General features: G+C 71.0%; 18 protein-coding genes and 1 riboswitch. Of the genes, 16 read left to right on the plus strand and 2 right to left on the minus strand.

Translation table 11 applies throughout. The features are described 5' to 3' along the window. The first annotated feature begins 37 nt into the window (after positions 1-37). From IRZ18_03330 to dprA, 4 genes are read left to right on the plus strand one after another with little or no spacing between them, the layout of a single operon-like run. A complete protein-coding gene (locus IRZ18_03330) occupies positions 38-265 on the plus strand; it encodes a hypothetical protein (GenBank protein ID MBX5476139.1) in 228 nt (75 codons plus the stop codon). Between the two features lie 60 nt (positions 266-325). Next, positions 326-2,092, plus strand: coding sequence for an ABC transporter ATP-binding protein (locus IRZ18_03335; GenBank protein MBX5476140.1), 1,767 nt, complete (start codon positions 326-328; stop codon positions 2,090-2,092). 16 nt (positions 2,093-2,108) lie between these two features. Next, on the plus strand, positions 2,109-3,938 hold the full coding sequence (locus IRZ18_03340; protein ID MBX5476141.1) for an ABC transporter ATP-binding protein: 1,830 nt from the start codon (positions 2,109-2,111) through the stop codon (positions 3,936-3,938). 41 nt (positions 3,939-3,979) lie between these two features. Then, entirely contained in the window at positions 3,980-5,194 is a 1,215-nt protein-coding gene (gene dprA, locus IRZ18_03345; protein MBX5476142.1) for a DNA-protecting protein DprA, read from the plus strand. A 25-nt stretch (positions 5,195-5,219) separates the two neighbouring features. Here the strand turns inward: dprA and IRZ18_03350 are convergent, their stop codons facing one another. After that, positions 5,220-6,434, minus strand: a complete 1,215-nt coding sequence (locus IRZ18_03350) for a zinc-binding dehydrogenase (GenBank protein MBX5476143.1) — start codon at positions 6,432-6,434, stop codon at positions 5,220-5,222. A gap of 15 nt (positions 6,435-6,449) precedes the next feature. Beyond that, entirely contained in the window at positions 6,450-7,532 is a 1,083-nt protein-coding gene (locus IRZ18_03355; protein ID MBX5476144.1) for a class II aldolase/adducin family protein, read from the minus strand. Positions 7,533-7,765: 233 nt separating this feature from the next. Here IRZ18_03355 and topA point away from each other — a divergent pair, with 233 nt between their 5' ends. From topA to IRZ18_03415, 12 genes are all read left to right on the plus strand, one after another. Further along, positions 7,766-9,850 (plus strand): type I DNA topoisomerase, encoded by a 2,085-nt coding sequence (topA, locus tag IRZ18_03360; GenBank protein MBX5476145.1) that lies wholly within the window; start codon positions 7,766-7,768, stop codon positions 9,848-9,850. 39 nt (positions 9,851-9,889) lie between these two features. Next, positions 9,890-11,269, plus strand: coding sequence for a methylenetetrahydrofolate--tRNA-(uracil(54)-C(5))-methyltransferase (FADH(2)-oxidizing) TrmFO (gene trmFO, locus IRZ18_03365; GenBank protein ID MBX5476146.1), 1,380 nt, complete (start codon positions 9,890-9,892; stop codon positions 11,267-11,269). A gap of 4 nt (positions 11,270-11,273) precedes the next feature. Then, entirely contained in the window at positions 11,274-12,236 is a 963-nt protein-coding gene (xerC, locus tag IRZ18_03370) for a tyrosine recombinase XerC (protein MBX5476147.1), read from the plus strand. A 34-nt stretch (positions 12,237-12,270) separates the two neighbouring features. Further along, on the plus strand, positions 12,271-12,801 hold the full coding sequence (gene hslV, locus IRZ18_03375) for an ATP-dependent protease subunit HslV (GenBank protein ID MBX5476148.1): 531 nt from the start codon (positions 12,271-12,273) through the stop codon (positions 12,799-12,801). 4 nt (positions 12,802-12,805) lie between these two features. Further along, positions 12,806-14,200 (plus strand): ATP-dependent protease ATPase subunit HslU, encoded by a 1,395-nt coding sequence (gene hslU, locus IRZ18_03380; protein MBX5476149.1) that lies wholly within the window; start codon positions 12,806-12,808, stop codon positions 14,198-14,200. Positions 14,201-14,368: 168 nt separating this feature from the next. Further along, positions 14,369-14,452, plus strand: a riboswitch (cyclic di-GMP riboswitch). A gap of 76 nt (positions 14,453-14,528) precedes the next feature. Next, on the plus strand, positions 14,529-14,939 hold the full coding sequence (gene flgB / locus IRZ18_03385; protein ID MBX5476150.1) for a flagellar basal body rod protein FlgB: 411 nt from the start codon (positions 14,529-14,531) through the stop codon (positions 14,937-14,939). Between the two features lie 3 nt (positions 14,940-14,942). Continuing rightward, the gene (gene flgC / locus IRZ18_03390) at positions 14,943-15,395 is read left to right on the plus strand and encodes a flagellar basal body rod protein FlgC (protein ID MBX5476151.1); all 453 of its coding nucleotides are present in this window, start codon (positions 14,943-14,945) and stop codon (positions 15,393-15,395) included. Between the two features lie 11 nt (positions 15,396-15,406). Further along, on the plus strand, positions 15,407-15,760 hold the full coding sequence (fliE, locus tag IRZ18_03395; protein MBX5476152.1) for a flagellar hook-basal body complex protein FliE: 354 nt from the start codon (positions 15,407-15,409) through the stop codon (positions 15,758-15,760). Positions 15,761-15,777: 17 nt separating this feature from the next. Next, positions 15,778-17,307: a flagellar M-ring protein FliF gene (fliF, locus tag IRZ18_03400; GenBank protein ID MBX5476153.1), complete on the plus strand. Its 1,530-nt coding sequence runs from the start codon at positions 15,778-15,780 to the stop codon at positions 17,305-17,307. Positions 17,308-17,319: 12 nt separating this feature from the next. Beyond that, positions 17,320-18,339 carry a flagellar motor switch protein FliG gene (gene fliG / locus IRZ18_03405; GenBank protein MBX5476154.1) on the plus strand — a complete coding sequence of 340 codons (1,020 nt, stop codon included), beginning with the start codon at positions 17,320-17,322 and terminating at the stop codon, positions 18,337-18,339. Continuing rightward, positions 18,323-19,003: a hypothetical protein gene (locus IRZ18_03410; GenBank protein MBX5476155.1), complete on the plus strand. Its 681-nt coding sequence runs from the start codon at positions 18,323-18,325 to the stop codon at positions 19,001-19,003. Before fliG ends, IRZ18_03410 begins: the two co-directional genes overlap by 17 nt. After that, the coding region (locus IRZ18_03415; GenBank protein MBX5476156.1) for a FliI/YscN family ATPase at positions 18,984-20,272 on the plus strand (1,289 nt) is incomplete at its 3' end. The genes IRZ18_03410 and IRZ18_03415, both read left to right, overlap by 20 nt.

The raw sequence follows: 20,272 nt of genomic DNA on the forward strand, positions 1-20,272 counted from the left end.
GGGAATGAGTGGGCGGGGTGCGCGAGGGGGGACCGGGTTGCCGGGACAGGACAACGCGTCGAGCCCCCGATCGCCGCGGCGGCGAGGGCTCGACGGCAGCACGCAGGGGTTTCTCATCATGCTGGCCGGGGCCGCCATCGTCTGGCAGGCGGAGCGCCTCGCGGCTGTCTTCCATGTCGAGCCGGCGCTGGCCGCCAGCGTGGGCCTGCTGATTTCCGGTTCGGGCCTCGTCGTCCAACGCCGCGGACGCGAGCGCGGCCGGTAGGCCCGCCACTTCTTTCGAAACCCGAAGGAATTTCGCCCACCGAACGAGTATCATGTGGGCATGAACGTCCTTTTGCGCCTGTTGCGGTATTCGCGCCCGTACCGGCGTTCCCTCGCCATCGGGCTCGGCGGCCTCGTCGTGGGCACGGCCATGGACCTGTCCGTGCCCTACATCACGCGGCACGTCATCGACTTCGTGCTGCGGGAGGGCCATCACGCCTGGTTGCCGTGGCTTGCGGCGGCCGTGGTCGGCGTCGCGGCGGTGAAGGGGACCTTCTGGTTCTTTCAGCGCTACGCCATGGCCTACATGTCGCAGCGCATCATCTTCGACATCCGCGGGGAGCTTTACGCCCACCTTCAGGCGCTCTCGTTCCGCTTCTACGACCGTGCCCAGACCGGGCAGATCATGAGCCGCGTCGCCCAGGACGTGGAACTTCTGCGGCGCTTCATGGGCTTCGGGCTGCTCATGATCGCGAACCAGCTGCTCCTGTTCGCGGCCGTGCTCGTCTACCTGTTCTGGATCGACCCGTTCCTCACGGCGCTCGTCCTGCCGGCGCTGCCGCTCCTTGGGCTGGTCATCGTGCAGTTCAACCGGCGCGTGCGTCCCAAGTACCAGGAGATCCAGCAGCGCCAGGCGGAGATCACGGCGATTCTCCAGGAGAACGTGACGGGCGTGCGCGTGGTCCGCGCGTTCACCGCCGAGCCGTTCGAGATCGAGAAGTTCGGTCGCGCCAACTGGCGGTACCTCGAGCAGAACCTTGAGGCCATGCGGGAGCGCGCGTTCTGGTTCCCGTTGATGAGCCTCGCCACCGACCTCGGCACCGTGCTGGCCATCGGCGTCGGCGGGTGGCGCGTGATCAGCGGGGCGATCACGCTGGGCGCGCTCGTGGCCTTCCTCCAATTGCTCGGCATGCTCTTCTTCCCCCTCCGCCAGCTGGGCTGGCTCGTGAACATGGCCTCGCGCGCCATCGCGGCCGCCACGCGCGTCTTCGACCTGCTCGACGAGCGGCCGGAGGTCGCCGAACGCCCCGGCGCGCGGCGCCTTCCGACCGTGCGCGGCGAGGTCGTCTTCGAGCGGGTCCGCTTCCGCTACTCGCCGGACGCGCCGTGGGCGCTGGACGACGTCTCGTTTCGCGTGGAGCCGGGTGAGACGATCGCCCTCCTGGGGACGACCGGCTCGGGCAAGAGCACGGTGATGCACCTGATCCCGCGCTTCTACGACGTGGACGAGGGCCGGGTGCTCGTCGACGGCCACGATGTGCGCGATCTGAAACTGGCCGACTTGCGACGCCACATCGGCATCGTCCCCCAGGAGACGTTCCTCTTCTCGGCGTCCATCGCGGAGAACATCGCCTACGGGCGGCCGGGCGCGACCCGCGAGGAAATCGTCGCCGCGGCGAAAGCCGCCCAGATCCACGACTTCATCATGAGCCTGCCCCAGGGGTACGACACCGTCGTCGGCGAGCGAGGGGTCGGGCTGTCCGGCGGGCAGAAGCAGCGCGTGGCGATCGCCCGCGCTCTCCTGTTGGACCCGCGCATCCTCATCCTCGACGAGGCCACCTCCAGCGTCGACACGAAGACGGAAGAACTCATCCGGGAGGCCCTGCGCCGCCTGATGGCCGGGCGCACGTCGTTCGTCGTCGCGCACCGCGCCTCGACGGTCCGCCTCGCCGACCGGGTCCTTGTGCTGGACCAGGGCCGGATCGTGCAGATGGGCACGCCGGCGGAACTGGAGGCGCAGCCGGGCCTCTTCCGGGAGATCGTCCGCCTGCAGGAGCAAGACGCGCAGCACGCCGGCGCCGCGTCCGGCCGCGACGCCGCAAGCTGAAGGGAGGGATCGATCCGTGCCGCCGCGCCACGATGATCCGAACGCGGAACGCGCGCCCTTCAACGGGGCCGTCTTCCGGCGCCTCCTCCGGTACCTCGCGCCCTACCGGCGGGACTTCCTCCTGGCTTCGCTCGCCCTCGTCATCGGCACCGTCGCCGTGCAGGCGGGTCCCTACCTAACGGCCATCGCCATCGACCGGTACATCGTGCCGGCCGCCCGGGCATCGTCGGAGGGGATGGGCCTGCCCCCCGGGACGCTGCGCGGCATCGCGACCCTGGCCGTGCTGTACCTCTGCGCGTCGCTCGTCTCGTGGGGCGCGCAGTACGCTCAGACGTACTTCATGTCATGGGCGGGCCAGAACGCGATCTTCGCGTTGCGGGCGGAACTCTACGCCCACCTGCAGCGCCTCTCCTTCCGGTTCTTCGACAGCCAGCCGACCGGCGTGATCATGTCGCGCGTGACCAACGACGTGAACACCATCGAGGAAATGCTGACGCAGAGCGTGCTGACGATCGTCGGCAGCGTCGTCAGCCTCGTCGCGATCGTCGCGGCGATGATGAGCCTGGACGCCCGCCTCGCGCTCGCCTCGTTCGCGGTCCTGCCGATCCTCGCCGTCGCCGTGTTCCGCTTCAGCGAACTCGTCCGCCGCGCGTACGCGGAGGTCCGCAACACCATCGCGGACGTGTACGCGAACCTCCAGGAGAGCATCTCCGGGATCCGCGTGACGCAGTCGTTTTCCCGGGAAGCGAAGAACATGGAGCGTTTCACGGGCGTCAACGAGCGCAACTTCCGGGCGAACATGCAGGCGGAGGGCCTCAATGCCCTGTTCATGCCGACCGTCGACCTCATCGGGGCGCTCGGCACCGCGCTGATCCTGTGGTACGGCGGACGCCTGCAGATCGCCGGCGCGGTCGACATCGGCGTGCTCGTGGCCTTCGTCCAATACATGGACCGCTTCTACCGGCCGATGCGCGACATGGCGCAGTTCTACACCCAGATGCAGCAGGCCATGGCGGCGGCCGAGAAGGTGTTCCGCGTCCTCGACACGCCGCCGGAGATCGTCGATCGCCCCGGCGCCCGGCCGCTGCGACGCGTCCGCGGCCGCGTGGAGTTCCAGGACGTGCGCTTCGGCTACGACGCCGGCAAGGAAGTGCTGCACGGCATCTCCTTCGTGGCGGAACCGGGCCAGCGCGTGGCGCTGGTCGGGCACACGGGCGCCGGCAAGTCGAGCGTCATCAACCTTCTGGCCCGGTTCTACGACCCTTGGAGCGGGCGCATCCTCGTCGACGGCGTGGACATCCGCGACGTCCCCCAACGGGAACTGCGCGCGCACATGGGGATCGTCCTGCAGGACAACTTCCTTTTCTCCGGCACCGTGGCGGAGAACATCCGTTACGGCCGCCCCGACGCGTCCGACGAGGAGGTCGTCGCCGCGGCGAAGGCGGTCGGCGCGCACGCGTTCATCAAGCGCCTGCCCCGCGGCTACGAGACGGTCGTCCACGAGCGCGGCGGGAGCCTCTCCGCCGGGCAGCGGCAGCTCGTCGCGTTCGCCCGGGCGCTGCTGCGCGACCCGCGCATCCTGATCCTCGACGAGGCGACGTCCAACATCGACGCCGCCACGGAGGTCATGATCCAGAAGGCGCTGGCGCGGCTGACGGAGGGCCGCACGTCCATCGTGATCGCGCACCGCCTGTCGACCGTCCGCGACGCCGACCTGATCCTGGTGCTTGAAGAAGGCCGGATTGTCGAAGCGGGCCGCCACGCGGAGCTCCTTGCCCGTGGCGGCCGCTACGCCGAACTCCACCGCGCGCAGGTCGAGGGCGTCCCCCGCATGGCCGGCGGCTAGGCGGCAGGAACTCGCCATGAACCCGTCGAAAACCCCAAAATATGGAAATCCAGTGTGAGGACGCGTTCGCGTTTTTGCCGGAGCGGGCGGACGGCTGGCGGCTCGAGGGCCATCCCGAGCGCCTCGCGGCGTGGCTGGAGCTGCACGCCGGCGCCCTTTGGATGCCGTCCGTCGCACGGCGCGTGATCCAAGCGTTTCCGGACCCCGGTGCGGCCCTGGCGTCCGGGATGCGTGCGGGTCCAGCCGGTCGCCGGGCACGTGGGGAAGCCGCTGGTGGCGTCACGGGCGGCCCGGCCGGCGGGCGCGGCGAGGACCTGGTTCGCCGCTGCCGCGAAATCGGTGCGACCGTCGTCACCGCGTTCGACGAGGCCTATCCGCGGCGCCTGCTGCGCCTGGCGCAGGCGCACGAGAACGTCGGGCCGCCCGCCCTCCTGTACGTGCGGGGCGCGCTGCCTGAAGTGCCGTGCGTGGCCATCGTCGGCGCGCGCCGCGCGGATGCCTATGGGCTGCGCATGGCCCGCCAGCTGGCGAGGGACCTGGCCGGCGCGGGCGTGTGCGTCGTCTCGGGCCTCGCGCGGGGGGTTGACGCCGCCGCGCACCGGGGCGCGCTGAAGGCCGGCGGGCTCACGGTCGCCGTGCTGGGCGCGGGCATGGACCGCACGTACCCGCCGGAGCATGAGGGCCTGGCCGCGGCCGTGGCGGCGCAGGGCGCGGTGCTGAGCGAGTTTCCGCTCGGCTTTCGCCCGCGGAAGGAGACGTTCCCCCTGCGAAACCGGGTCATCGCGGCGCTCGCGAGCGCCGTGGTCGTCGTCGAAGCCGGCGAGCGGAGCGGGTCGCTGGTCACCGCGCGGCACGCGCTGGAGCTCGGCGTCGCGGTGGGCGCGGTGCCGGGGGACGTCGACCGCGCCCTGTCCAGGGGCTCGAACGCGCTGCTGGCAGACGGCGCGGCGACGGTCACCGGCGCCGAGGACGTGCTCCGCATGCTGGACGAGCGGGACCGGGCGCGCCTGGGGGCGGATCCTCGATCGGCAGGCGAGGCGGCGGGAGCAACGGAGCCGCCGGCGCTACGAAGGATGGCCGATCCTTCCGCGACCGCCGTGTACCGCGCCGTGACGTCGCGGCCACAGTCCGTCGACGCCCTGGCCGAACGGACCGGGTTGACGGTGCCGGCCGCGCTCGTGGCCCTGTCCCGCCTGGAGCTGGCGGGGCTCGTCGAGCGCACCGAGGCGGGCTACGCCCGTTCTCCATGGGAGTGACGGAGCCACGGCACGCGTCCTGCGGCTAGATGTCCGGAGTGAACACGATCTTCACGGCACCCGAAGCGCGCCGGTCCAGAGCCGCCCGCAGGGCGTCACGGTAGCGCCGCAGGGGGAACCGGTGGGTGATCATCCGCTCCACGGGCATCTCGGGATGCTCGGCCAGCGCCTCCAACACCAGATCGAACGTGTGCGCGCGGCGCTCGCCGACCTGTTCCGTTCCGTATCCAACGGAGCCGACGATCGTCAGCTCCCGCATCCAGACGAAGCTCCAGTCCAGGCGGCCGATCTCGCCCGCGCCGCCCAGGAGGACCACGGTGCCGCCCTCTCGGGCCACGCGCAGGGCGTCGTCCAGGGAGCGGCGGGTGCCGACGCAGTCGTAGACGACGTCGAAGCCGCCGCGATAGACCTCCCGGCCGATGAGCGGCTGGAAGGGCCGTGCGCCGGCGTCGCGGGCGGCGGCGCCGATGTTCCGGGACGGGACCACCGCGTCGGCGCCCAGGACCCGGGCGAGCTCGGCCTGAATGCCGTGACGGGCCGCGACGGTGACGTGGGCGTCGACCCCAAGAAGCTTCAGGGCGGCCAGGGTGCACAGCCCGATGGTGCCGGCCCCGATGACCAGGACGCGTGCGCCCGGCGCGGGCGTCCGTCGCAGTACGCCGTGAAACGAGACGGCGAGGGGTTCCACGAGCACGGCGCGCTCGTCCGACACGGCGTCGGGAACCGCGTGAAGCTGGTAGGCATGTGCCAGCGTGCGCTCCGCCCAACCGCCGGGCAGGTCGCGGCAGAAGCCGACCAGGAATCCGGGGGAGAGATCGCCCTCAGTGCAACGCCGGCACAGGTAGGGCAGACCCTCGGCGCAGGCAGGACAGGGCGTCAGGCCGCGCATGGCGCAGGTGATGGAGGGATCCACGACCACCCGCGTCCCGGCGGGCAGGGGGACTCCAGAGCCGGATCGCTCGATGACGCCGTAGATCTCGTGGCCCAGCACCGCCGGGAAGGAGCTGAAGGGCGAGGCGGAGGGGCTCGAGTGCGCCGTCAGCACGCCCAGGTCGGAGCCGCAGACGCCAGCCAGCCGCGGGCGCACGACCGCCCAGTCGTCGCCCGGGGGCTCCGGGTCCGGTAGCCGCGTGTAGGCCAGCGGGCCCGCCGGGCCGTAGACCAGCCACCGGAATCGCGAGCCCAGCAGCTTCGTCAGCACCACGCGGGGGAGGGACAGGCGATAGACCAGCGCGTCCACGCGGGGAATCCTCCGTCAGACCATCGGCACCTGGCGCTGAATGCGGCCCTCGATGCGCTCGAAGATGTCGTCCAGCGACCGGCCGGTGATGGTGAGGCCGTGGTTTCTCAGCCCGATGACGGCCGCGGCCGGGTCGGGCGAGCGGCGCACGAGCTCCGCCACCGAGGTGGCCAACTCGTACGTGCCGCACGGGTAGTTGATCTCCGTGGAAGGCACGCCGTCCATCCAGGCGTGGATGTGAATGATGGCGCCGACCTCCGGGTGCTCGCGGTAGATCATCCAGTGTTCGATGGCATCCACCGAGACGCGCCGCGGCTCGCGGTCTGCCGCCACGCTGAGGATCATCGCCTGGCGTTCGGGGTCGTAGCCCTTCACCAGGAGAATGTCGCGGCCGACGACTTCCATTTGCGACTTGTCGATGCCGCTGGCGCTCATCCAGAAGGTGTCGCCCTCGTGGCGGGCGCTGAGGTTGCCGTAACTCAGCCCGCCGATCCCGTAAAGGAGCTTGAGATGGCGCAGGTCGCGCGGCGAAAGGTACTGGTCCAGGGGGAAGGGTGCGGGCAGCAGATCCAGGGCGGCCAGGCGCCGGCCGGCCTCGGCCAGCGCACGCGTGGTCTCGTTGCCGTCCCAGAGTTCCCGCGGCAGGTCCGGCTCGAAGATGTTGTCGAGGACGAAGCGCGACTGGGCCAACGGCTTGAGCCGGCGGTACACTTCCTCGAAGAACGCCGACTCGTCGGCCGCGTCGTATCCCACCTGGTAGTGACCCAATTCCGGCGTGACGAAGTGGAGCGTGCGCCGGCCGCCGGTGTCCGTGACGTAGACCAGAAGGTTGGAGAGCGTCCGCACCAGATACGGGTACGCGCGCTGCAGCAGGTTGTCCCCGTCCTCGCCCTCCATGATGGTGACCACGAAGGTGCCCCGCGACTGGCGCCGGAAGGGCCGCGGCTCCGCCGGGTCGGCGACCTGGATGGCGAGGCCGAGGTCGGGATCGTCGGCGTCCGCGCGGATGTGGCCGTGCAGATCGAGGACGGCCTGCAGGCCGGTGAGCAACCGGCCGAGAAATCCATCGTCCGACGACTTCAGGATGGTGTAGCGCATCGACACGAACCCCTCCTTCTACTAATGATAAACAGGCGGTGTCGTCTCAGGGCCGAGGGGACATTTCTGGGGCGGGACGGGTCGTTTCCTGCTCCGTCGAGCGACCGGCGCCGCGGCGGGCGGCCCGTCCGGCCGGCGCGCCGGGCCCGCAACGCCCGCGGCGGGCAGCCTGGCGCCGCATTGGCAGTGGTGGAACGATGGCACTATAATGCCAGAACGAACGGAGCGATGCTTTGTCAAAGGCAATTGTGATCGTGGAATCGCCGGCGAAGGCCAAGACGATCGAGAAGTTCCTTGGCCGCAAGTATTCCGTGGTGGCGTCGATGGGCCACGTCCGCGACCTGCCCAAAAGCCAGCTGGGCGTGGACATCGAGCGCGGCTTCGAGCCGCGCTACATCACCATTCGCGGCAAGGGCCCGGTCATCAAGAAGATTCGCGACAGCCTCAAGAAGGCGAGCGGCGTCTTCCTCGCCACGGACCCGGACCGCGAGGGCGAGGCCATCAGCTGGCACCTCGCGCAGCTGCTCGACCTCGACCCGCGCCGGCCGTTGCGCATCACGTTCAACGAGATCACCAAGACGGCCATCGAGCGCGCCGTGCGGGAGCCGCGGCCGATCGACGAGCGCCTCGTCGACGCCCAGCAGGCGCGGCGCGTCCTGGACCGCCTGGTCGGGTACAAGCTGAGCCCGCTCCTTTGGCGGAAGGTCCGCGGCGGGCTCTCGGCCGGACGCGTGCAATCCGTGGCCGTCCGCCTGATCGTCGACCGGGAAGCCGAGATCGAGGCGTTCGTCCCGCAGGAGTACTGGACGCTGGACGCGCTCCTGCGCACGGCCGCCGGCGGGGCGACGTTCTCGGCCCGGTACCTCGGCGTGGGGGACGAGAAGCGCGAGCTTCCTGACCGCACGGCGGTCGAAGAGATCCTCCGGCAGGTCGAGGGCGCGGCGTTCCGCGTGGTGTCGGTGCAGAAGCGGGAGCGCCACCGGAATCCGGCGCCCGCGTTCACCACGAGCACGCTTCAACAGGAGGCGTCCCGCAAACTCGGGTTCACGGCGCAGCGCACCATGCGCATCGCGCAACAGCTTTATGAAGGCCTTGAGGTGCCGGGCGAGGGCCTGGTCGGCCTCGTCACGTACATCCGCACCGACAGCACGCGGATCTCGCAGGAGGCCCAGGCGGAGGCCCAGGAGTACATCCGCGGGCAGTGGGGCGAGGCCTACTCGCAGCGGCGCGCGGGCGGCGGCGGCGCGCAGGACGCCCATGAGGCGATCCGTCCCACGCGGACGGCGCGCCACCCGGACGCCGTCAAGGCGAGCCTCACGCGGGACCAGTACCGCCTGTACCGGCTCATCTGGGAGCGTTTCGTCGCGAGCCAGATGGCGCCCGCGGTCTACGACGCCGTCTCGGTCGACATCGACGCCGGCGGCCATCGCTTCCGCGCGACGGGCTCGACGCTCAAGTTCGCCGGGTTCATGGTGCTGTACACGGAGGGGCGCGACGAGGACGGCGGCGAGGAAGGGGACACCCGCCTGCCGGAGCTGGCGCAGGGACAGCCCCTTGAGCTGGTCGAGCTGCGGCCGGAACAGCACTTCACGCAGCCGCCGCCCCGGTATACGGAGGCCATGCTCGTGCGCGCCCTGGAGGAGAAGGGCATCGGCCGGCCCAGCACGTACGCGCCGATCATCGAGACGATCCAACAGCGCGGATACGTCTACCGGGAAGACAAGCGGTTCCGTCCCACGGAGCTGGGGATCGTCGTCACCGGCCTCTTGAAGGAGTACTTCCCGGAGGTCGTGGACGTGGAGTTCACCGCGGCGATGGAGGCCAACCTGGATAAAATCGAGGCGGGCGAAGCCGACTGGCGCGAGGTCGTCGCCGGATTCTACCAGCGGTTCGCGGAGGAGCTCGACAAGGCGGAGGACAGCATCGGCCGCGTGGAGCTCACGCCCGAGGTGACGGACGAGACGTGCGACAAGTGCGGCCGCCCGATGGTCGTGAAACACGGCCGCTTCGGGCCCTTCCTCGCCTGCTCGGGTTACCCCGAGTGCCAGAACACGCGGCCGATCGTGGAAAAGGTGGGGGTTGCCTGCCCCGAGTGCGGCGGGGACCTTGTCCAACGGCGGAGCCGCAAGGGACGCGTGTTCTACGGTTGCGCGAACTACCCGAAGTGCACGTTCGTGCTGTGGGACAAACCGACGGGCCAGGCGTGTCCGGCGTGCGGCAGCCTGCTCGTGGAGAAGCGCGCCCGCGGCGGCGGGCGGTACGTGGCCTGCAGCCGCAAGGAGTGTTCCGCGCGCGTCACGGCGGGCGCCCGGTCCTGAGCGACCGCCTGGCGAACAACTGGTGAGGTGTCGGTCACGGTGAGCGACTTCGACGTGACGGTGGTCGGCGGCGGCCTGGCGGGCAGCGAGGCCTCGTGGCAGCTCGCCCAGCGCGGGTTTCGCGTGCGCCTCGTGGAGATGCGGCCGACCCGCAGCACGCCGGCGCACCACACCGGGTACCTGGCGGAGCTGGTCTGCACGAACTCGTTCCGCTCAAACTCTCTGGAGAACGCGGTCGGCCTGGTCAAGGAGGAGATGCGGCGGCTGGGGTCGCTGATCATCGCCGTGGCCGACCGTCACGCCATTCCCGGCGGCGCCGCGCTGGCGATCGACCGCGAAGCGTTCAGCCGGGACGTGACGCGCTGCATCGAGCAGCATCCGAACGTGACCATCGTGCGGGAGGAACAGACGGAGATTCCGGACGGTCCGGCGATCATCGCCACGGGACCGCTGACTTCGCCCGCCCTGCACCAGGCGTTGCTCGAGTTCACGGGCGAGGGCGAGCTCGCCTACTACGACGCGGCCGCGCCGATCGTGACGGCCGAGTCGATCGACTGGGACAAGGTGTTCTGGGGCAGCCGCTACGGGAAGGGCGATCCCGAATCGTACGCCAACTGCCCGCTCACCGAGGAGGAGTACCAGGCGTTCTGGGAGGCCTTGCGCACCGCCGAACGCCACCCGAGGGAGCCGTTCGAGGAGGAGAAGTACTTCGAGGCCTGCCTGCCGATCGAGGTCATGGCGGACCGCGGCCGCGACACGATGCGCTTCGGGCCCATGCGGCCGGTGGGCCTCATCGATCCCCGCACGGGCAAGCGCCCGTACGCCGTGGTCCAGCTGCGCCGGGAGAACGCCGCGGGCACGCTCTTCAACATCGTGGGCTTCCAGACCAGCCTCAAGTGGGGCGAGCAGAAACGCGTCTTCCGGATGATCCCGGCGCTCGCGCACGCGGAGTTCGAGCGCTACGGCGTGATCCATCGCAATACGTTTCTCAAGAGCCCGAAAATCCTGCGGCCGACGCTCCAGAGCAAGCGGCGCGACGACCTTTTCTTCGCCGGCCAGATCGTCGGTACGGAGGGGTACGTGGAGGCCGCGATGGACGGCCTCGTCGCCGGCATCAACATGGCGAGGCTGCTGCGCGGCGAGGCGCCGCTCGTGTTCCCCCCGACGACGGCCATCGGCGGACTGCTTCGATACGTGACGAGCGCCGACCCGGAGACGTTCCAGCCGATGCACGTGGCGTTCGGCCTCATGGACCCCTTGGAGAACCCGCCGAAGGACAAGACGCAGCGCAAGCTCGCGCTGTCCCGCCGCGCGCTGGAAGGGTTGGCCGCATTTCAGGCCGAACACGGTGTGCAGCCGGTTCCCGGACCGGCGCCAGAGGGAGCCGCGGATGCTCCTGGGGTCAGCGTGAGGACGTGAAGCGATGGCGGACGCTCCGGACTGGCTGGAGGCGTTTCTCGGCTACCTGCGCGCGGAACGCGGCGCATCGCCCCACACCGTGGCCGCCTACCGGCGCGACCTGCTCCAGTTCTTCGAGGTCCTGGGGATCGGTGCGCGGCCGGAGGCCAGGGTGCTGAAAGGGGTTCAGGCGCTGGCCGTGCGCCACTACCTCGCGCGCCTGCAGGAGGCCGGCTACGCGCGGAAGTCGGTCGGACGCAAGATCGCCGCCGTGCGGACGTTCTTTCGTTACCTCGTGCGCGAGGGCGTGATGGACTCGAACCCGGCGAAGGCTGTCGCCACGCCGAAGCAGGCTCGGCCTCTGCCGCGGGCCCTGCAGGAATCGGAGGCGGAGGCCATCGTGGAAGCCCCCACCGGAGACGATCCGCTCTCGCTCCGCGACCGCGCCATCCTCGAAACCCTCTACGCGTCCGGCATGCGCGTCTCCGAACTCGCGGGGCTTTCGCTGCGCGACCTCGACCTCAGCCTCGGCTTCGCGCGCGTCTGGGGCAAGGGCGGCAAGGAACGCCTCGTCCCGCTGGGCACGGAGGCCATCGCGGCGATCGACCGGTACGTCCGCCTCGGGCGCCCGGCGCTGGCCGCCCGCGCCCGGTCACGGGGGGCCGCCCCGGACGGTGGCGCCGCGACGGCAAGGCGCCGCAACGCGGACGGGGACGCGGTCTTCCTGAATCACCGGGGCCGCCGGCTCAGCGACCGCGGCGTCCGGGACGTCGTCCAGCGCTACGCGCCGCGGCTCTTGCCGGGGCGCAAGGTCACCCCCCACACGTTCCGCCACTCCTTCGCCACGCACCTGCTCGACCACGGCGCGGACCTGCGCACGGTGCAAGAGTGGCTCGGCCACGCGAACCTGTCGACGACGCAGATCTACACCCACGTCACCCGGGCGCGGCTGCGCCAGGTCTACCGCGACGCTCACCCCAGAGCCTGACGTCCCCCCGGGACGACGACAAGGAGGAGAGCCGATGCACGCCACGACGATCGTCGCCGTTCGCCACCGCGGCCGCGTGGCCATGGCGGGCGACGGTCAAGTCACCCAAGAGGCGCAGCATATCGTGTGGAAGCACCGCGCGCGGAAAGTTCACCGCCTGCACGGGGGGCGGGTGCTGTGCGGCTTCGCCGGCTCCGTCGCCGACGCCGTCACGCTGATGGAACGATTTGAAGCGAAGCTTGAAGAGCATTCCGGCCAGCTCGTGCGCGCGGCCGTGGAGCTGGCGAAGGAGTGGCGCGGCGACCGCGTCCTTCGGCGGCTGGAGGCGCTGATGCTCGTCGCGGACGCGGACCACCTGCTCCTGGTGTCCGGGTCCGGGGAGGTCGTGGAGCCGGACGACGGCGTGGCCGCGATCGGTTCCGGGGGCGCCTACGCCCTCGCCGCCGCGCGCGCCCTCGTCCGCCACACCGACATGACGGCGGCCGAGGTCTGCCTCGAGGCCATGCGCATCGCCGCCGAGATCTGCGTGTACACGAACGATCAGATCACGGTCGAGGAGCTGTGAGGCCATGGACCTGACGCCCCGCGCCATCGTCGCGGAACTCGACAAGTACATCGTCGGCCAGTCCCAGGCCAAGCGCGCGGTGGCCGTGGCCCTGCGCAACCGCGTGCGACGGCGCCGCCTTCCGCCGGAGGTCGCGGAGGAGGTCACGCCCAAGAACATCCTGATGATCGGTCCCACCGGCGTCGGGAAGACCGAGATCGCGCGGCGCATGGCCCGCCTCGTCAACGCGCCCTTCATCAAGGTGGAGGCGACGAAGTTCACGGAAGTCGGCTACGTGGGCCGCGATGTCGATTCCATCATCCGCGACCTCGTCGAGACGGCCGTGCGCATGGTGAAGGCCGAGAAGGCGGAGGCGGTCCAGGACGAGGCGCAGAGCCTCGCGGAAGAGCGGCTGCTCGACATCCTGGCGCCCATGCCCCAGCGGCCGCCGGCGTTCCGTAACCCGTTCGAGGTGCTGTTCGGCGGTCGCGCGCGCCCAGAGGCCGACGACGATCCGGAATTTGTGGAGCAGCGCCGCGCAAGGCAGGAAGAGCGCGCCCGCCTGCGCCAGCGCCTGGCCGCCGGAGAGCTTGAGGGCGAGATCGTGGAGATCGAGGTCGAGGACGCGTCGACGCCGATGCTTGAGGTGTTCACCGGCCAGGGGATCGAGGAGCTCGGCGTCAACCTCAAGGACATGTTCGGCAACCTTCTCCCCACGCGGCGCAAGAAGCGGCGCGTGACGGTCGCCGAGGCCCGCCGCCTTCTCGCGGCGGAGGAGGCGCAGAAGCTCATCGACCACGACCAGGCCGTGGCGGAGGCGATCCGCCGGGTCGAGCAGGACGGGATCGTCTTTCTCGACGAGATCGACAAGATCGCCGGGCGCGACTCCGGCTCCGGGCCGGACGTGTCCCGCGAGGGCGTGCAGCGGGACATCCTGCCCATCGTCGAAGGCAGCACCGTCATGACCAAGTACGGGCCCGTCCGGACGGACCACATCCTGTTCATCGCCGCGGGAGCGTTCCACGTGGCGAAGCCCTCGGACCTGATCCCGGAACTGCAGGGGCGCTTCCCCATCCGGGTGGAGCTTGAGCCCCTCACCCGGGCGGATCTGCGCCGCATCCTGGCCGAACCGGAGAACTCCCTGACGAAGCAGTACCAGGCCCTCCTGCGCGTGGACGGGGTGGAGCTGGTGTTCACCGAGGACGGGCTGGACGCCATCGCGGAGATCGCGGAGGCGGTGAACCAGCAGGCGGAGAACATCGGCGCCCGCCGCCTCCACACGGTGATGGAGCGGTTGCTGGAGGACGTCTCGTTTGAGGCGCCCGAGACGGGCGGGGAAGTGCGCATCGATCGCGCGTACGTGGAGGCGCGTCTGGCCGGGCTGGTCCGCAACCGCGATCTCAGCCGCTACGTGTTGTAGCACCCGCGACCCCCACATTGCGACCCCCACATAATGTCGAATCGTGTCGAACGATTGTGTATTTTGTGTCGCCGTGGTATGCAGGATTCGCCAAGGGTGGAAAGAAATAGGGAAGCCGATCTCGGCGAGAAAACAGCCTGAGAGTCACGTTTAGTCAACATAAGATTTTTCCGATAAAGGCAAACCTGTCGAAAGGCAGGGGCGCAAAGCCACGGGCCCTCGGGGATGCCCCAGGGCAGCCGGGTTGCCGGAAACAAGGGGTATGTCCGCCCTCGTGCCGGTCCCGGCGCGAGGGCGGTGGCGTTTCAAGGAGGTGCACGAGGCGCCCATGGAAGGGTTGGCGGCGTTCCAAACCCCGGATGTGGCTGCGCTTTCGGCCGGGCTTGAGGTGCTCGCGCTGCGCCAGCGGCTGATCGCCAACAACCTGGCCAACGTCGACACCCCCGGCTACCGGCGCGTCGATGTCGACTTCGCCCAGGCATTCGCGGCGGCGCTGGCCGGCGAAACGAGCGGGTCGAACGGCGCTGTCGAGACGCGTGCCGTGCCGTCGCCCGCCGGGACGGTCGCGGACGCCGTCCGGCGTGCCGAGGGCCTGGTCTTCAAGAACGACGGCAACGGCGTGGACCTCGATCAGGAGATGGTCGAACTCGCCGAAACCGGCATGCAGTACGAAGCGGCGAGCCAGATGCTGGCGCTCGCCTTCGGCCGGCTGAAGACGGCCGTCACGGGGAGGTCGTGATCCTTGAGCCTGTTCGGTTCACTTGACATCAGCGCTTCCGGCCTGACCGCAGAGCGCCTGCGGCTGGACCTCGTGGCCAACAACCTCGCGAACGCCGACACCACCCGCACGCCCGGCGGCGGCCCGTTCCGCCGCCAATTGCCCGTGTTCGCGCCGGGCGGGGTGGCGGACGAGTTCGTGCCCGCGTCCTTCGGCGCGGATGTCGTCAGCGCCGGCGGCGCGACGGCCGGCGTCCGCGTCGTGGGCGTCGTCGCCGACCCGACGCCGGGTCCCCTGCGCTATGACCCGAACCACCCGGATGCCGGCCCGGACGGCTTCGTCCGTCTCCCGAACGTGGATCCCACCGAGGAGATGGTCGACCTCGTGGCCGCGTCCCGCGCCTATCAAGCCAACGTCACCGCGTTCGAGGCGGGCAAGTCGATGTTCCGCGCCGGCCTCGACATCGCGAGAGGGTGATCCGCGTGGCGATGCCGATCGGTGGACCGCAACCCATCCCGCTGTGGCAACCCGGCAGCCGCCTGCCGGACCCGGCGCCCGCCTCGTCGACCGGCGGCGCCCAGGCCGGCGGAGCCGCGCGCGGCTCGGCCGTCTCGGGCGACGGCGCCCAGTTCCTGAAGGAGCTGCAGAGGGCTCTGGAGCAGGTCAACGCGCTGCAGATCCAGGCGGAGCAGGCCGGGCAGAGCCTCGCGAGCGGCAGCGTCGACGACGTGGCCCGGGCCATGATCGCCGCGCAGAAGGCCAGCCTGGCCCTCGACCTGACGGTGGAAGTGCGCAACCGCGCGCTGGAAGCGTACCAAGAGATCATGCGCATGCAGGTCTGATCGGGAGGTGAACGTGGATGACGCCGGCGGTGGAGGCTGCGCGCAAGATGCTCGCCCGGTGGACGCGCCCGCAGCTGGCGCTCGCCGCGGGCGTGGCCGCGGCCGTGGTGCTCGCGCTGATCGCCTGGTCCTGGATGCGCCGCGCGGACGCGGCCATGCAGCCCCTCTTCACGAACCTGCAGCCGGCTGACGCCGCCGCCGTCGTCCAGGTTCTCGAGAGCCAGCACGAGCGCTACGAGCTCGACGACCAGGGCTCCACGATCCTCGTCCCGGCCGCCGACGTGTACCGCCTGCGGCTGGAGCTCGCGTCGCAGGGCCTCCCCAGCAGCGGGAGCGTCGGCTTCGAGGTGATGGACAAGCTCGGCCTGGCGGCGACGGACTTCGATCGTCAGGTGGCCCTCCTGCGCGCGACGCAGGGCGAGCTGGAGCGGACGATCGAGCAGATCCAGGGCGTGTCGCGCGCGCGGGTGCACATCGTCATGCCCAAGGACACCGTCTTTGCGGGCGAGAGCCAGCCGGCCAGCGCCGCCGTGCTCGTGGAGATGAAGCCGGGACAGCAGCTCGAACCGCGAACGGTGCAGGGCATCGTCCACCTGGTGGCGGCGAGCGTGCCCAACCTCTCCCCGGATCAGGTGACCGTGCTCGACCAGACCGGCCGGATCCTCTCCTCGGCGCACGCCGCCGACGACACGGCGAGCGGCGCGCAGGACAACATGGACGTTCAGGCGCGCTTCCAGGCGGACCTGCAGGCGCGCCTCCAGGACCTTCTTACGCAGATCTTCGGTCCCGGCAATGTCGTCACGCAGGTGTCGGCCGAGCTGAACTTCGACCGCACCACGACGATCTCCGACCTCTTCACGGCGCCGACGGACCAGGGCGGGCTCCTGCGCAGCATCACGGAGCTGCGCCGCAGCGTGCAGGGCCAGTCGACCGCCGCCGGCGGCGTGCCGGGCGACAGCAACTTCCCGACGTATCCGGCCACCTCCGGGGGGAGCCAGAGCAACTCCACGACGGAGGACCAGTCGACGCGGAACTACGAGCTGAACGAGACAAAAACGACGACGCAGGTGGCGCCGGGCAGCGTCAAGCGGCTCTCGGTGGCGGTCGTCGTCAACAAGCCCCTCAACGCGCAGCAGCAGCAGGAGGTGGAGCGGCTCGTGGCCGCCGCCATCGGGGCCGATCCTGCCCGCCAGGACCAGATCACCGTCACGAGCATGCCCTTCGACCACAGCCTCCTGGACGCGATGCAAGCGTCCGAGACGGCGCCGACGGGCGGCCGCGCGGTGCCGGTCTGGGTGTGGGCCGTGGCGGGGGCGGCGGTGGTGCTCGGCGCCGCCGCGTGGATCGTGGTGGCCGGCCGCCGCCGCACCGCTCGCCGGCGCGCGGAGGAAGAGGCGCTGGCCCTGGCGCGGCTGGAGGCGCAGCGGGCGGCTGAAGCGCAGGCCTCGCCCGCGGCCAACGGCACGATTCACGACCTGAAGACGTACTCCCGCGAGCGCCCGGAGCAGGTTGCCCGCGCGCTGCGCGCGTGGTTGGTGGAGGACTGAGCGATGGCCGTCATGGAGTCGACGCGGCGACACACGATCACTGGGCGGCAGAAGGCGGCGATCTTCCTCATCAGCATGGGACCGGAGGTCTCCGCCCAGGTGATGAAGCACCTGAACGAGGAAGAGATCGAGACGCTCACGCTTGAGATCGCCAACGTGCGCCGGGTCGAGCCGGCCGTGCGCGACCAGGTTCTGGAGGAGTTCAAGCACCTGGTCGAGGCGCAGGTGCACATCGACCAGGGCGGCATCGCCTATGCGCGCCAGCTGTTGGAGAAGGCGCTGGGGCCGACGAAGGCGCACGAGGTGATCGAGCGGCTCACGGCCACCCTGCAGGTGCGGCCGTTCGAGTTCATCCGCCAGAGCGACCCCGGCCAGATCCTCAACTTCATCCAGAACGAGCACCCGCAGACGATCGCCCTGATCCTGGCCTACCTGAACCCGGAGCAGGCGGGCGCCGTCCTCTCGGCGCTTCCGCCCGAGCGCCAGGCGGACATCGCGCGGCGCATCGCGATCATGGACACGACGTCGCCGGAGGTCGTGCGCGAAATCGAGGATCTTCTTGAGTCCCGCTTCGCCGCGCTGATGACCGAGGGGTCGGCGCGCGTCGGCGGCATCGACACGGCCGTGGCGGTGCTGAACCGTGTCGACCGCGCGACGGAACGCACGATCATGGAGGCCTTGGAGTCGGCCGATCCGGAGCTCGCCGACGAGATCAAGAAGCGCATGTTCGTCTTCGAGGATCTCGTGTTGCTCGACGACCGCTCGCTCCAGCGGGTGCTGCGGGAGATCGACCTGCAAGCCGACCTGCCGCTCGCGCTCAAGGTGGCGAGCGACGACGTCAAGGCGCAGATCATGCGGAACCTCTCGAAGCGCGCGCAGGAGAACCTCGAAGAGTCGATGTCCTACCTGGGGCCGGTGCGCCTGCGCGACGTGGAAGAGGCGCAGCAGCGCATCGTCAACGTCGTCCGGCGGCTTGAGGAGCAGGGCGAGATCGTGGTGAGCCGGGGTGGCGAAGATGAACTGGTGGTCTGAAGCCGCGCCCGCCGTCACGCAGGCCCCCCGGCCGCCGGAATGGCCCGTGGTCACGCTGCCGCCGGTGCAGGACTGCCCGGCGGCGGGGGCGCCCGAGGCGTCCAATCCGGGTGAGGTCGTGCAACAGCGCATCGCGGAGCTCGTCGAGGCCGAGGTGGCGCGGCACCGGGCGAGCTGGCAGCGGGAGGGATACGCGCGCGGCTACGAGGCGGGCGTGGCCGCCGGGCAACGGATGCTGGAGGAGGCCCGCGAGCTGATGGCGGCGGCGGAGCGGGAGCGTGCCGAGACCGCCGCGTGGCTCGAGCGGGCGCTGCGCCGCCTGGAGGAGGAGGCCGTCCGGCTGGCGGCCGAGCTGGCGGAGGCGGCGCTCGGGCGGGAGCTCGAGGAGCCCGGACGGCAGGCGCTGTGGGAGGCGCGGGAACTCCTGGCCGCGGGCGAGATCGAGCGCCTGTGGACGTCGCCGGAAGCCCGGGAGGCGGTGGCGGCCGGTCTGGACGCCGAAGGGCGGGCGGTCGACGTGCTCGCCGACGCGCGGGTGCCGGCGGGCGACGCCTGGGCGGAAGACGAGGACGGCTACCGGGTGGCCGGGCCGGGCTGGCGCTGGCGTCGCCTCCTGGACGCCCTCCGGGAGGAGGTGCGGGCGCATGGCCCTGCCGGACATTGAAGCCCCCGTCGCGCGCGTCCGGGAGCGCGTGCGCCGCGCGGTGGCGGCGGTGCCGCGCGCCGGCCGCGCGGGGCGCGTGGAGGAAGCGCTCGGCCTCGTCGTGGCGGCGCGCGGGCCCCGGGCGCAGGTCGGCGAGCTCTGCCGGCTGCACGCGGCGTCCGGGCCCGTGCTGGCGGAGGTCGTCGGCTTCCGGCGGGGCCAGACGCTCCTCATGCCCCTCGGCGCGACGGACGGCATCGCGCCCGGGGTGTGGGTGGAGGCGCTCGACCGGCCGCTCACGGTGCGGCTCGGCGCGGAGATGCTGGGACGCATCGTCGGGCCGCTGGGCGAGCCCGTCGACGGCGGGCCGATCTGGCGCGTCGAAGAGGAGCGCCCGCTTGAGGCGCGGCCGCCTGAAGCGCTGTCCCGTCCGCCGATCCGCGAGCGCCTGTGGGTGGGCGTGCGCGCCATCGACCACCTGCTCACCTGCGGCCGCGGGCAGCGCCTGGGCATCTTCGCCGGGAGCGGCGTCGGCAAGAGCACGCTTTTGGGCATGATCGCGCGGCACAACCAGGCGCCGGTGACCGTGCTGGCCCTCATTGGGGAACGCGGCCGCGAGGTGCGGGAGTTTCTCGAGCACGAGTTGGGCGAGGAGGGGCGGCGCCGCGCGGTGGCCGTCGTGGCGACGAGCGACCAACCCCCGCTCCTGCGCCTCAAGGCGGCGCAGACGGCGACGACGATCGCCGAGTTCTTCCGCGACCAGGGCCACGACGTCGTGCTGCTCATGGACTCGCTGACGCGGTTCGCGATGGCGGGGCGGGAGGTCGGCCTGGCGGCCGGCGAGCCGCCCGCCACGCGCGGCTATCCGCCGAGCGTGTTCGCGGCGCTGCCGCGGCTGGTCGAGCGGGCGGGCACGGCGGCGCGGGGCTCCATCACCGCGTTCTACACGGTGCTCGTTGAGGGCGACGACATGAACGAGCCGATCGCCGACGCCGTGCGCGGGCTGCTCGACGGCCACATCGTCCTGTCCCGCCGGCTGGCGAGCGAGCACCAGTTTCCGGCCATCGACGTGCTGGAGAGCATCAGCCGGCTCATGCCCAAGGTGGCGGACGAGCGCACGATCGAGGCGGCCGCGCGGGCGCGGCGCCTGCTGGCCGTCTACCGCGACGCCGCCGACCTCATCCAGGTCGGCGCCTACCAGCCGGGGAGCGATCCGGACATCGACGCCGCGCGGGAGGCCCGGCCGCGCATCCTGGCCTTCCTCCGCCAGCGTCCGGACGAGCCGCCCGG

The sequence above is a fragment of the Clostridia bacterium genome (genome assembly GCA_019683875.1).
Taxonomy (GTDB): domain Bacteria; phylum Bacillota; class Sulfobacillia; order RBS10-35; family Bu92; genus Bu92.